Source organism: Nitrososphaera sp. (assembly GCA_039938515.1).
Classification (GTDB): domain Archaea; phylum Thermoproteota; class Nitrososphaeria; order Nitrososphaerales; family Nitrososphaeraceae; genus Nitrososphaera.
Map to the genome: position 1 here is coordinate 33,470 of JBDUUL010000012.1, position 12,376 is coordinate 45,845.

Here is a 12,376-nt window from a genome sequence, read left to right on the forward strand (position 1 = left end):
AAAGACGAGAACAGGGTTTTAGGGCCCACAGTCATTGTAGCATACCCTTAATCGTCGTATCTGCCATATACTTGCCAGTTCCTTGGCAATTAGACCTCCATTCTATGGCAACGAGTTACAATCGGGAGGCTACCACAAGATGAAGAATAGAACGTCTTTCTACTCTTTGTCTATGAACTCGTCGGGATTTGGCGGCTCTGGATTCAAGCCCTTTCTCTTTCTAATGTCCGCTATCAGGTTCCTGAATACCGACTGCGGGACCGGCTGCCAGGCTTTGAAGAATGTGTTCCACATTGCCTTGCCAGCAGTTCCTCCCCTCATGACCTCGGAAAGGTCGAAGGTCTCTGATGCCGGAACCTCTCCTTGAATGATGGCAATGATGCCCTTCTGCTCTACGTTAATGAGTTTGCCGCGCTTGCCTGAAAGAATCCCAGCCACGGTTCCTATCTGCTCCTGCGGACACTTGATTTCAATCCCGAGCACGGGCTCGAGCAGAACGGGGTCAGCTATCAGCATCGAACCAAGCATGGCTCTTCGCGTAGCTGGCATCAATTGCGCCAGCCCCCTGTGCGCCGGGTCCTCGTGCGGGACAAAGTGATGCAAGACAAATTTCACGCCCCTCACCTGTTCCTTTGCTATTGGGCCGTTGTGAATGACATCGTCAAAGCCAGATCTGATAGAGTCCATAGATTCCTGAAGGAACTGAACACCCTTGGTCTCGTCGATAAGCATGTTGCCCGTTATATCTACGGCTGCAACGCTCCTTGCCTCATCCGCGCTCCAGCCCTTCTCCCTTAGCAGCTTGGCCATCTCCTTCTTGTCCATGTCTTCCTTTATCTTTCCAGTCCGAATCATATCCAGAATGTCGTCTGGAAGCGGCTCGATTCTAAGGAAGATCTTGTTGTGCTTGTTTGGAGACTTGCTCATGATAGGGCCAGCCTTGGCGCGAATTGTCTCCCTGTAGTTGATTAATGGCTGGGTGGTGGTGATCTCAAGTCCCGCTTCCTGCAGAAGCGACGTCGCGATTTCGAGGTGCAAGACTCCCATGCCGGCCATCAGGGTCTCCCCGCTCTCCTCGTTTATCTTGACAACAAGGTTCGGATCCTCAACGGTAATCCTGCGCAGCGCCTCAACGAGCTTTGGAAGGTCCTTCGGATGCTTCGGCTCAACGGCGATAGTGACCACCGGCTCTGAAACATACTTGATTGACTCGAATGCCTGTGTTCCCTTGACGGTCGAGACTGTCTCACCGGCTACGGCATAATCCAGACCCAGCAGCGCGGGAATGTTACCAGCAGAAAGGACGCTTACTACCTCGCGCGTGTTGCCCATGTAGATGTTGACGGACTGTACCTTGCCCGTCCTCTTGGCATCTATCAGTTGAACCTCGTCTCCGTCCTTGATGGTGCCGGAGAAAAGCCTGCCTGTAGCGACCCTTCCAGCCTGAGGGTCAACATTGATGGTGGTGACCATCATCAGGACCGGACCCTTTTCGTCGCAGGCAAGAAGCGACTTGCCGATATCCGAGTTCAAGTCACCGGGCCATATCTTGGGAATCCTGTACTTCTGTGCTACGTGCGGGGGCGGGTGGTGTTCCACAACCATTCCGAGAACCGCGTCGTGCAACGGGGACCTCTCGGAGAGCCCCTTGACGACCTTGGGGTCGTCGCTCGTGTAGGCCTCATATACGTCCTTGAAGCCGACGCCCTTCTTTTGCGCCATCTTGAAGTTAAAGCCCCACCTATCTTTCGCGGATCCAAAGGCGACGCTGTTTCCCTGGATGCTTACCTTCCACTTCTCCTTGAGCTCAGGTTCTGCATACAAGTCCACGAGCCTGTTAAAGTCGGAAATGATATTGGAAAGCCACTTTTGCATGCCCTGAGGGTCAAGTCTCAGCTCCTTGACGAGCCTGTCTATCTTGTTGATGTACAAGACCGGTCGGACGCGCTCTTCAAGCGCCTGGCGCGTCACCGTTTCGGTCTGGGTCATAATGCCCTCGACAGAGTCCGAGACAACGACCACACCGTCAATCGCGCGCAGTGCTCGGGTGACCCTGCCTGTAAAGTCAATGTGGCCAGGAGTGTCGATCATGTTGATGACGTACTCCTTACCTTCGGTCTCGTAAAACAGCGTGACGTTTGCCCCCCTGATTGTCATCTGCCTGTTCTGTTCAAGTTTCATAGAGTCAAGAGCAAGCGCCTGTCCGGCAACCGAGGGTGAAATGATGCCCGACGCAGCCAAGAGGCTGTCACTCATGGTAGTCTTGCCGTGGTCCACGTGAGCGATTACGCCGAAGTTACGGATCTGATCCTTGTTACCGATAATTCTCAGGATATCCTGAGTCGACTTGAACTTTGGCATGAGGGGTGTTTGAAAAAACTTTTGCGCAGGTCTATTAAATGTTCGGTTGGGAGGGCTGTGCCTCACGCGGCCCTTCAGAGCTAATTAAATTACAATTTATAATGTATCCAAGAGCAAGTTAGGAGGCCGGATTGCAATGAAGAAGATACGCCTTGGGCACACGCCGGACGCCGACGACGCGTTCATGTTCTACGGACTTGCATCGGGCAAGATTGCATCAGAGTTTGAAATTGAACATTTCATTGAAGACATAGAGTCGTTGAACAAGCGTGCGATAAACCACGAGCTTGACGTAACAGCAGTATCTGCCCATGCGTACGCGTATCTCCACGACTATGTGATACTTCGCAGCGGCAGCAGCTTTGGTATCGATTACGGCCCGATTGTGATTGCTCCCAAGGAATCGGGAATCACAAAGGATAACCTGAGCAAAAAGACGATTGCCATTCCAGGAAGAATGACTTCTGCAAACCTTCTTCTGCAGCTTGCAATCGGCAGATTCGCCGGAAAAGAGGTGTCCTTTGAAAAGATTCCTGACTCCGTAAGGGCGGGCACGGTCGACGCGGGTTTGATAATTCACGAGGCGCAGATTACCTATGACAAGAACGAGTTCGACGCCGTGCTTGACTTGGGAAAGTGGTGGTCGAATGAGACTCAGTCGTTGCCTGTTCCGCTTGGAATTAACGTAGCAAGCACCAGGACCATGACTGACGAAGAGATACAAGCGTTCAGTACCCTTTTTGCACAGTCGATTGATTTTGGCCTAAAAAACATCGATGCTGCAGTCGACTACGCAATGAAGTACGGCAGGAACCAGCCGAGAGAGACTATTCGCCGTTTTGTAAAAATGTACGTCAACGACTTTACAACGGACATGGGGCCGGATGGCCGAAAATCTGTCGGCACTTTCTTTGACATGGCCTATCGACGCGGGCTCCTGGAGCGGCTGCCTGCAGTAAAGGTCGTCTAGCTAAAGCCGACGCTGACTGCTAGTCGTATCTTTTCAAGATATTAAAGTAAGTGTCTCGCTGCGCGGGCTCTCGCTTGATTTCCTTTATCATGTTCGCAAGTTCCTGAATCGAGGTGCCGGCAGACTTGCCCGCGGCTTTGAAGATTTCCTCTGAAAACGCCGTCCCGACGAGATCGTTTCCGCCGTACGACAGAGCCACTTGGGCGATTTTCTTTCCTAACGCAACCCAGTAAACGGAAAGGTTGCGCAGGCTCCTGCCGAGGAGGAGTCTAGAGACCGCAAGCACGCGCAGGTCGTATGGCGCAGGACTTTCGGATTTGATTATTCCCTTTTGCTCAAGTTCGGTATTCTCGAGACTGAATTTCAGCGGAATAAACGTGGTAAAACCGCCTGTCTTCTTTTGGAGCTCGCGGATCCTGATAACGTGGTCTACGATGTGCTCGGGTTTTTCTACATGACCAAAAAGCATGGTGCAGTTGCTTTTCAGGCCGACCTCATGCGCCTGCTTGGCCGTGTCAAGCCACTCCTCGCCGGAGCACTTGCCAACCACTATCTGCTTTCTTGCCTCCGGATGAAAGATTTCGGCGCCTCCGCCTGGAAGTGCATCGAGCCCCGCCGCCTTGAGCCGGAGAAGCACTTCCTTGACTGAATTGTGGGTAAGCCTGGCGATAAAGAAAATTTCTGCAGGGGTGAGCGCCTTTATTTTGACCTGCGGATAATCTACCTTGATGGCCCTGATCATGTTCTCATAATAGTCCAGGCCCAGCTTTGGGTGAAACCCGCCTACAATATGCAGCTCTGTTGCTCCCATCTGCTCAACGGCGATTTTTGCCCGCGCCACAATCTGCTGGGTGTCCAAGGTATAGGCGTCAGACTCGCCACCCTTTCGATAAAATGCGCAGAGGGGGCAACTGGCAGCACACACGTTAGTGTAATTGAGATAATACGATGCAACAAATGTAACGACGCTGCCGCACAGCTCTTTTCTAAGGCTATCAGCCGCGGCGGCAAGGAGGAAAAGGCTCTCCTCATTCATTAGCTGCACCCCGTCGCTATGATTCAGCTCCTCGCCGGCAAGCGCTTTCTCAAGCGCCGGCGTTCCAGCGGATAGGTTGCTGTCATTCTGGCGGCTTGCCTGCAATGAGAACATTTGCCACTTTACGTCATTATAAATCAAGTCTTTGCTTGCTCGGAAATCGGCGCGCTCTGGTTTGTGCCAAACCGTCAAAGGATTAAATATAAACGTGAAGCCGTCGTTTCTGATACCTGTTTGCCCTATAGCAAGACTGTCCAAGCTCTGATGAGCAGATCTGATGTTGGTGACCTTTTGGATGGCGTCCTGTCGGGCCGCCGGCTAGGGCTTGATGACTGCATCAGGCTAATAAAGTCGGACGACCCTTACTCGATTGGTCTTGTCGCCGGAGCGCTCCGCGAGAGGCAATTTGGAAACACTGTCACCTTCGTAAACAACATCATCCTCAATTACACGAATGTCTGCGTCACTTATTGCAAATTCTGCGCCTTCTACAGGCCGCCGGGGCACCAGGAAACTTATACGGTGCCTGTCGAGGAAATCGTACGCAGAGTCGCGACATCGCGGGAAGCGTTTGGCATTACACAGGTGCTTATACAGGGAGGCCACAATCCTGGCCTGAAAATAGAATACTTTGAAGAGGCTTTCAGGGCCATACACGAAAAATGCCCCGGAATGGGCGTGCACGGTCTGTCTGCTTCGGAGGTCGACATGATTGCTCGGGTAGAGCGCAGCAGCACAAAGGAGGTGCTCGCGAGGCTCAAAGCGGCCGGCCTGGATTCGCTCCCGGGCGCGGGGGCAGAGATCCTCGAAGACTCGGTGAAGGCTCAGATAAGCCCGCTCAAAATAAAGAGCAGCGAGTGGCTGAGAATAATGGAAGAAGCCCACGAACTTGGGCTCAAGTCTTCTGCCACAATGATGTACGGCACTGTCGAAACCGAGGAAGATAGGGCCCGCCACATCATGAAAATAGCCGCGCTTCAGGAAAAGACCGGGGGCTTTATGGCGTTTATCCCATGGAGCTTTGAGCCGAACAAGACCGAGATGCAGGAGGAAGGCTTGGTCAGGTATCCCTCGGGGGGCCTGCAGCTGCTCAAAATGATCGCAGTCTCGCGCATAATGTATTATGGGTTGATTGACCACCTCCAGTCGTCGTGGCTTACAAATGGAGTCGGAATGGCGCAGCTTGCGTTAAACTACGGGGCAGACGACTTTGGGGGCACGCTAATCGGGGAGGAAGTGGTAAGCGCGACAGGCGCTCGCTCAACCGAGCTCACGTCAGAGAGGATAATCGCTGCCGTCAAGCAGGCAGGCTTTAGGGTTGCAGAGCGCGACAATGCGTACAATATCATAAAGTACTGCTAGCAGGCTCAAACCTGCCTGCCAAGGGGGTGCACGTGCGCCAGCACCGTCTCTAGGTTTTCATTTGAACAATATTGACATGGGCCATTGGGAAGGTAGACGAAAACAAACCCATCAACATAGCCCGAGCTCATGTCAACCGCCTTGATTATGTCCTGTGGATCTGTGAACCGAAACGACATCTGGACAAAAACCTCGATATTGGGGTTCTCGGCTCGCGCAAACTCTGTTACCTTCTTGACGTCTCCCGCAAAAAGTGTGAAGTTCGCCCGGTCGGCAAGTTCGCGCTGGAACTGCATGTTAAGATAATCGACTTTCCTCCAGTCGATGCTCTGGTAATTGTCAATAAGGTATGTCCTGTCGGGAGTAACGCCAAACTTGAGACCCGCCCCGTGCACAGCGTCTGCAGCCTTGCTAACCGAACCCGCAATGTCCTGCTGCTCCTGCTCGGGCGTCTGAGGCCAGTGCTCCGGGTCGTATACAATGTAGTCAAGCCTGATCCCGCGTGATCGGGCGTCGCTCGTAGCTGTCGCGATCCCATCAATCGAAGGTGTCGGCGCAATCTTCTTTGCTGATGGTATGTCGCGAGCAAGAGGCGAGCCAGGGCCAATCACATCGTCGCCAGGCCCAACGTATTTTTCAATCAGGCCTATCGTCGCCGCATCGCGGGTGGAGGTAAACACGCTGAGTACCTTGCCACTTGGGCCTGCGGATGCCGAGCTGTTGCCGTTCTCCGGGGGATTCCTCTGGCCGTCCTGCAAAGCAGGATTTGGCGGGCCGTAAGGTCTGGCCAAATACACCGCGGCGATTGAAGCGCCAGCGACAGCAATGGCAGCGGCAGCCGCAATGATTATGACGAAAGTTATGCGCACAACAGCGCTAGCGGCATTGCCAAACTATTATCATTTGCGTCCGGAGATTGTCAAAACAAAGGACTAATCACTTATCATGAACATTGCTGGCTATGCCATGCCATCAAAATAATCCTTCCACCTGGTGTCGACAAGCTGCCTGGTTTCCTCGTCGACAACTGCAAGCTTTTGAATTTCTCTGTGGTAGCCCTCCTCGCGCCATTTCGTCGTTGCATCAATGCCCAGTTTTGAGCCGAGGTTGACCAAGGGCGACGCGGGATCGAGAGTGTCGGTGGGAGTGTTGTTTATGATTACTGTATCGCGGGCTGGGTCTGCTCGCGTGGTCACTGCCCATATTACGTCGTTCATGTCGTGGATGTCAATCTCGCTGTCTACTACAACAAACATTTTTGTCAGGGACAACTGCCCCATTCCCCACAATCCCATCATCACCTTCTTTGCCTGGCCGGGATACTGTTTCTTTATCGAGATTACTGCAAGCCCCTGAAACCAGCCTGCCGCCGGCATGGCAAAGTCAATAACCTCCGGATGAAACATCTGTATGAGGGGAAGGAATGCGCGCTCGATGACCTTGCCAATATAGGCGTCCTCGAGCACCGGTTTGCCAACGACCGTAGTGAGGTAGACCGGGTTCCTTCGCCTACTAATTGCCGTCAGCGTAAATGTCGGATATGGCTCGGCCGGGGTATAGTACCCAGTGTGGTCTCCAAACGGGCCTTCCATCCGCAGGTCGTTTGGATCGACATAGCCCTCAAGCACAATCTCGGCGTTTGCCGGGACTTCCAGGTCCACGGTCTTGCATTTTACCAGCTTTACTCCGCGTTTTCTTGTGATGCCGGAGAACAGGTACTTGTCCATGCCCTCAGGCACGGGGGCTACAGCGCTGAACACAGTTGAAGGATCCGCACCAATGACGATCGCAGCCTCTATCTTGCGGTTCTGCTCCTTGAGCATCCTGAAATGCTGGGCGCCGCGCTTGTGCGTCTGCCAGTGCATTATCGCATGCCGGCTGTCGACCAGCTGCACCCTGTAGACTCCAAGGTTCCTGACCTCCGTCTCAGGGTGCTTTGTCACGGTGAGCCCAAAGGTGATAAACTTGCCCGCGTCGCCGGCAAAAGACTTTAGCACCGGCAGCGAGTCGAACGAGGCCGCCTCGGTTTCATAGACCTCGTGCACGGGTCCGTCGTCAGCATACTTGGGCCCGTACTCGCCGATTTCCTGAAGCTTGGGAAGCATCTTGAGCTTACTTAACATCCCTGCAGGAACCTTCATCTTTGTCAAATCGGAAATCCTTTTTCCGATTTCCGTAAAATCGTCGGTTTCCAAGGCAATTGACAACCGCTTCATAGTTCCAAACGCATTGCCCAGAATTTGCATCTCGCTCCCCCGAACGTTCTCAAAGAGCACTGCCGGGCCGTCGCCCCGGTACATCAGCCTGCGCATTATCTCGGCGACTTCGAGGTCTGGATTAACCTGCATCTTGACCCTTCTGAGCTCTCCTGCATTTTCAAGCGCGTCAATGTACTCGCCGAGGCTTTCAAAGGGCATCTCTATTCTTGCTTGCAGCAAAGGATGCACAATATAATATCTTGCTGTTTGAGGTTTTGCACCGCCGTCAATTGCAAGAACCGCGCACGCTCCTTTCTCTTCAATGAAAGCCAGCAGTGTCGCGGGGGAAAAAGCATATCTACAGCTCCCTCAAGCCTAACTCGTGTCAAGAAAGAAATCCGGCACAAAGACCTCCAAGACTCTATACGACCTGCTGATTAAAGCCAAAGTTTCACTAACATCAATTGAGGATGTAGGGTCTGATTCGGTCGAAATCAAGAACCACGTCAGAGGAAAAGTCTCGGGCAGGTATTATTCCGGTGCACACATCGACACAACTGAGGGAACAATGATGATGGATGGCTCGATGCAGTTTAACGTTAAATTCATCCACTTCACATCAAAGGGAGAAATGGTCGTCGGACAGGGCGCAGCTTCGCAAGATCCTGTGGACCGTAGTGGCAAGGCCATGTTCTCAGGCGAGGCCACAACCTGGACGCGATCGACCAGGCTTTCGAGTTTAAACGGCGCTCGATGGCAGTTCGACGGCACATACAACTCATCCGGAGAATCAATCGAGGCCAGGTGCACTCTGGTCGAGAAGGGCCGGCCGCAAGGAACTGAAGACGAGAGCTCGTCACAAAGCTCCTGAGCGGGGAGCCCCATCGGCTGTTACTAATAAAGTCCACAAGTTACATGCAGACATAAAGGCACACCCTGGCGTTCAGATTTTTCTACGTGAATCTAATAATGCAGAATGGTTAGCCAATAAGTAAATACCTTCTCGCACTGCGGTAGCCATGTCTGAACAAAAGCGTGAGGACTCCGCTTCAGTTGAGGATCCAATGAGTCCAGAGAATATCAATGCTCGCGAGCCAGCGGCAGTCGATCGAGAAATGTCGGACCAAAAAATAGTCGACAAGGGAAGCACAGGAACAAATGCTGAAGAGGGGTCGGAAATAGTACAAAAAAGCGGCATGGCAAAGGGAACGGACGGTGCCTGGCAGACTGGCAACACATACGAGCAAGGCGCTGCCGGAACTAACCAGTAGACGTGGCAATCTCTAGCTGGGTTTTTTGTTTTTCGACAGGTGATAATCAACGGCAAAATCAAAATCATGTGAGCGTAACAACACAAACGAGGAAATTCCTAAAGAAGCAATAGTAACACCGGAACAGGAACACCCTGTGCAGACGACCATAAGGCCCGAAGAGGTCGAAAGCAAGGATGAGCGCGACTATGACGCACTGACGACAGTCGACCATGATGAGGACTCGGACGACAATCCGGATTATGACCCGGCGGTTTAATGCAGTTCACCGGCAGTGAAGGGATTGGCCAATAAAAGCAAGAGATACTCCCTTAACCATTCAGCCTATCTCAAGAGAATTGGCACAACACTGGCGGAGGAGCGCTTTCGGAATACCAGCGACGGTTTTTGGTTTGCGCTGGAGCGGGATGTAATTGTAAACCCTTTTGACTTTGTCACGGTTTCAAACGCTCTTGGGACAATTACTGTTGGGATGGTAAAACAGCTCGAAGCGGCGCCAGGCGGATTTAGAAGCGAATCGGCATCTAACGGCCGCGTAGGTTTCGCAAACCGGCAAGAGAGCGTCATCCTGGCCAGCGTGGCACCGATGGGAAACAGCGGCTACGAGGGCGAATTTGCGAGAAACGTACCCGTCGAAATGCCGGTGGGGGCAGGCCGTCCGGTCAGATTTTCAAGTGAGCAGGAGGTCCTCTTCGCGCTGGGCACACCGGACATGAAGAATCCCATCCCCGTCGGTGCGATTGAAATGGCAAACGGCCTGTCAATACCGATTTCCTTTGACGTTTCCTTTCTGCTGGGGCCGGATACCACGCATGTTAATGCCGCTGGAATCTCAGGCAACAACAAGACAACATACCTGCTCTTTCTCCTGCAGGCCGCCTATCAGAGGTTAGAGGAAACCGCGGTTATCATTTTCAATACCAAAGAACAGGATTTGCTGCACATCGACGACGGCGGCAGGGTCAAGACAAAGGACAAGCTGGCGTTTAGCATGGTCGGCATCGACTTGGAACCTTTCGATGACGTGACGTACATGTTGCCGAGGGGACCCGATGGCCGGCCAAATTCTGCTTACCTGCCCAAAAACTCAAAGACTTACTCTTTTGAACTCGGGGACGTTTATGAGAGCCTTGACCTGCTCTTTCTTGGAAATCAGAGCTCGCCCTTCCACACTCCACAGCTCATGTCTCTGGCTTCAATACTCAACTACATCTACGAATCCTGGCCTCTGGAGGCACAGGTGTCCGGAGGTCCGCCAAAAAAAGTCCGGACTTGGAGCGACCTGTCAGAGTTCCGGGGTTATCCTCAGGAAATAGCTGCACACCAATTCACTCTGCTGCGCTTCTTCGAGAACCTGCGCAGAATCCGCAAGTCCCCGCTTTTTGTTGATCGCAAAAAGACAAGCACTTACCTTGGCGACGAGATAAGGAGGATAAGAAACAAGCAGGTATATGTCATCGACATTGCCCGCATCCCATCACTAGACGAGCAGGCGTTTATCGTAGGTGACGTGATGAAGTGCATCGACGAGATTTACTCTCTGAAGCGAGCAGAAGGCCCTGATGGAAGAGAAAAGCAAGGCAGAAAATCCCGCATGCGCAAGACCAACGCTCCAAAGTACGTCCTAATCTTTATCGACGAAATAAACCGTTTCGTCCCCCGGCTTCCATCAGGCGTAAAGATGGCGCCGGCCGCCGAACAAATAATGAAGACGGTAATGACTGGCGGCTCGCGGGGCACCGTACTATTCTCTGCGCAGCAGTTCAAGAGCGCAGTACATCAGGGAATCCTTGAAAACACCGGCCTTCACGTGTGCGCGAAACTCGGGTTGCAGGAGCTGGAGAGCTCTCCCGCCTATTCTGGGCTTGACGAGCACATGAAACTATGCGTCACTAGGCTTAACAGGGGAGAGATGGTGCTCCTACACCCCGCACTGCGCCAGCCTGTAAGGATAGTTTTCCCAAGGACGCCTTTGAAACTGTGATCACTTTTTCAGCTTGGCGACTAACTTTGCCTTGTTCTTTTTCACAAGCGGGATTATCTTTTTGGTGATCAACTGTTCCGTATTGCCAGGTTTTACGTCAAACGACATCAGGAGCACATAATACAAGTCGCCGGACTCGCCGGTAATGGGAACCGTCGCCCTTATGACCTTCTCATAATGAGATGTCGCAAAGTTGATCTTGCCAAGCATATACTCCCATCGAAGGCGGGTATGCTGCCGGTTTGCCGCGGTAATTGCGTACTGTGCCCTCTCTTCAGGCGTAAGCAAGGCCTTGAGGCCCTTTCTCTCTGCAATGCCCACTAGCTTGCCGTCATCCTCGGCTATGCCAACAAACCTGATGGACTTGTCAAGAGCAACCACCTTGCGGCAGAACTCTGAAAGAAATTCCGTCATCTTCATCTACCCTCCAGCGGGTAGCTATATTTGATTTTCTGGCTTGCGGAGAGCTCTGCCTCAATCGCACTGCCAATCTGCGTAGTATGCAAGTTCGTGCGCGGACTCGTCCTGAATATACACTTATATGCGATGCTCCAGCCATCCTGTTTTACTTTGTCGACGCAGGATCTAGTTGTCATCGAGGATAAAAAGAACTCACTCCTCGGAAGGCGCGAAGTAAAGGCCCTGTTCAAGGGCGCGGCAGGAACCATGAAGCGCATCGACGCTGCTGAAAAGATTGCTGGTGAGCTTCACATTGACAAGAAGAACGTGATTCCGATTAGCTTGGTCTGCGAGACAGGCAAGATCGACGTGCATGCATCATTTTACGTCTATGACGATGAAAAGGAAGCACAAAAACAGCTTCCCCGGTTCAGAATGCTGAGGACAATGCCAAAGGCAGACAGAAAGAAAATTCTTGACGAAGAAAAGGCAGCCAGACTCAAGGCAAAGCAGGCTGCGACTGCCGAGAAGGGTGCAAAGGGCGGCGGAGGTGCCAAGAAGTAGTGGCAGACAAGAAGGCAGCCCCAAAGGGCGAGGTCGCTGTATACAAATTCTACAAAGTCCAGGGGGATAAGGTTACTCGAAGCAAACGTGACTGCCCACGGTGCGGCAAGGGCACCTTCATGGCAGAACACAAGGACCGGCTCACTTGCGGCAAGTGCGGATTTACCGAGTTTGTCCACAAGGAACAGCAAAAGAAGGGCAAAAAGTAACCTACCTAGCGATTTCTGGGCC

Annotated in this window: 13 protein-coding genes; 8 read left to right on the plus strand and 5 right to left on the minus strand. The window is 52.6% G+C overall.

Going from position 1 to position 12,376, the window contains the following annotated elements:
* Positions 1–159: 159 nt before the first annotated feature.
* Positions 160–2,361, minus strand: coding sequence for an elongation factor EF-2 (locus tag ABI361_07260; GenBank protein MEO9320455.1), 2,202 nt, complete (start codon positions 2,359–2,361; stop codon positions 160–162).
* A 136-nt stretch (positions 2,362–2,497) separates the two neighbouring features.
* Between ABI361_07260 and ABI361_07265 the strand changes: the two genes are divergently transcribed.
* A complete protein-coding gene (locus ABI361_07265; protein MEO9320456.1) occupies positions 2,498–3,331 on the plus strand; it encodes an MqnA/MqnD/SBP family protein in 834 nt (277 codons plus the stop codon).
* 19 nt (positions 3,332–3,350) lie between these two features.
* Here ABI361_07265 and ABI361_07270 read toward each other — a convergent pair whose 3' ends face one another.
* Positions 3,351–4,481, minus strand: coding sequence for a radical SAM protein (locus tag ABI361_07270; GenBank protein ID MEO9320457.1), 1,131 nt, complete (start codon positions 4,479–4,481; stop codon positions 3,351–3,353).
* Positions 4,482–4,631: 150 nt separating this feature from the next.
* Between ABI361_07270 and mqnC the strand changes: the two genes are divergently transcribed.
* Positions 4,632–5,729, plus strand: coding sequence for a cyclic dehypoxanthinyl futalosine synthase (gene mqnC, locus ABI361_07275; GenBank protein MEO9320458.1), 1,098 nt, complete (start codon positions 4,632–4,634; stop codon positions 5,727–5,729).
* Between the two features lie 5 nt (positions 5,730–5,734).
* Here the strand turns inward: mqnC and ABI361_07280 are convergent, their stop codons facing one another.
* Positions 5,735–6,598, minus strand: a complete 864-nt coding sequence (locus ABI361_07280; GenBank protein MEO9320459.1) for a hypothetical protein — start codon at positions 6,596–6,598, stop codon at positions 5,735–5,737.
* A 90-nt stretch (positions 6,599–6,688) separates the two neighbouring features.
* Complete coding sequence (locus ABI361_07285; GenBank protein MEO9320460.1) at positions 6,689–8,146, minus strand: menaquinone biosynthesis decarboxylase; 1,458 nt, start codon at positions 8,144–8,146, stop codon at positions 6,689–6,691.
* Positions 8,147–8,309: 163 nt separating this feature from the next.
* Here ABI361_07285 and ABI361_07290 point away from each other — a divergent pair, with 163 nt between their 5' ends.
* The 4 genes from ABI361_07290 to ABI361_07305 all read left to right on the plus strand — a co-directional run bounded on the left by ABI361_07290 (position 8,310) and on the right by ABI361_07305 (position 11,182).
* Positions 8,310–8,798: a hypothetical protein gene (locus ABI361_07290; protein ID MEO9320461.1), complete on the plus strand. Its 489-nt coding sequence runs from the start codon at positions 8,310–8,312 to the stop codon at positions 8,796–8,798.
* 148 nt (positions 8,799–8,946) lie between these two features.
* Entirely contained in the window at positions 8,947–9,198 is a 252-nt protein-coding gene (locus tag ABI361_07295; GenBank protein MEO9320462.1) for a hypothetical protein, read from the plus strand.
* A 136-nt stretch (positions 9,199–9,334) separates the two neighbouring features.
* Positions 9,335–9,457, plus strand: a complete 123-nt coding sequence (locus ABI361_07300; GenBank protein MEO9320463.1) for a hypothetical protein — start codon at positions 9,335–9,337, stop codon at positions 9,455–9,457.
* Positions 9,458–9,481: 24 nt separating this feature from the next.
* Entirely contained in the window at positions 9,482–11,182 is a 1,701-nt protein-coding gene (locus ABI361_07305; protein MEO9320464.1) for a hypothetical protein, read from the plus strand.
* Here ABI361_07305 and ABI361_07310 read toward each other — a convergent pair whose 3' ends face one another.
* Complete coding sequence (locus tag ABI361_07310; GenBank protein MEO9320465.1) at positions 11,183–11,596, minus strand: hypothetical protein; 414 nt, start codon at positions 11,594–11,596, stop codon at positions 11,183–11,185.
* Between the two features lie 156 nt (positions 11,597–11,752).
* Between ABI361_07310 and ABI361_07315 the strand changes: the two genes are divergently transcribed.
* The gene (locus ABI361_07315) at positions 11,753–12,145 is read left to right on the plus strand and encodes a hypothetical protein (protein MEO9320466.1); all 393 of its coding nucleotides are present in this window, start codon (positions 11,753–11,755) and stop codon (positions 12,143–12,145) included.
* A complete protein-coding gene (locus ABI361_07320; GenBank protein MEO9320467.1) occupies positions 12,145–12,354 on the plus strand; it encodes a 30S ribosomal protein S27ae in 210 nt (69 codons plus the stop codon). The genes ABI361_07315 and ABI361_07320 overlap by 1 nt, the downstream gene beginning before the upstream one ends.
* Positions 12,355–12,376 lie beyond the last annotated feature (22 nt).

Coding starts and splice junctions, on each gene's coding strand:
- ABI361_07260 (MEO9320455.1), bottom strand. CDS start 2,361: ATGCCAAAGTTCAAGTCGACTCAGGATATCCTGAGAATTATCGGTAAC.
- ABI361_07270 (MEO9320457.1), bottom strand. CDS start 4,481: ATGTTCTCATTGCAGGCAAGCCGCCAGAATGACAGCAACCTATCCGCT.
- ABI361_07310 (MEO9320465.1), bottom strand. CDS start 11,596: ATGACGGAATTTCTTTCAGAGTTCTGCCGCAAGGTGGTTGCTCTTGAC.
- ABI361_07295 (MEO9320462.1), top strand. CDS start 8,947: ATGTCTGAACAAAAGCGTGAGGACTCCGCTTCAGTTGAGGATCCAATG.
- ABI361_07265 (MEO9320456.1), top strand. CDS start 2,498: ATGAAGAAGATACGCCTTGGGCACACGCCGGACGCCGACGACGCGTTC.
- ABI361_07285 (MEO9320460.1), bottom strand. CDS start 8,146: ATGCCCTTTGAAAGCCTCGGCGAGTACATTGACGCGCTTGAAAATGCA.
- mqnC (MEO9320458.1), top strand. CDS start 4,632: ATGAGCAGATCTGATGTTGGTGACCTTTTGGATGGCGTCCTGTCGGGC.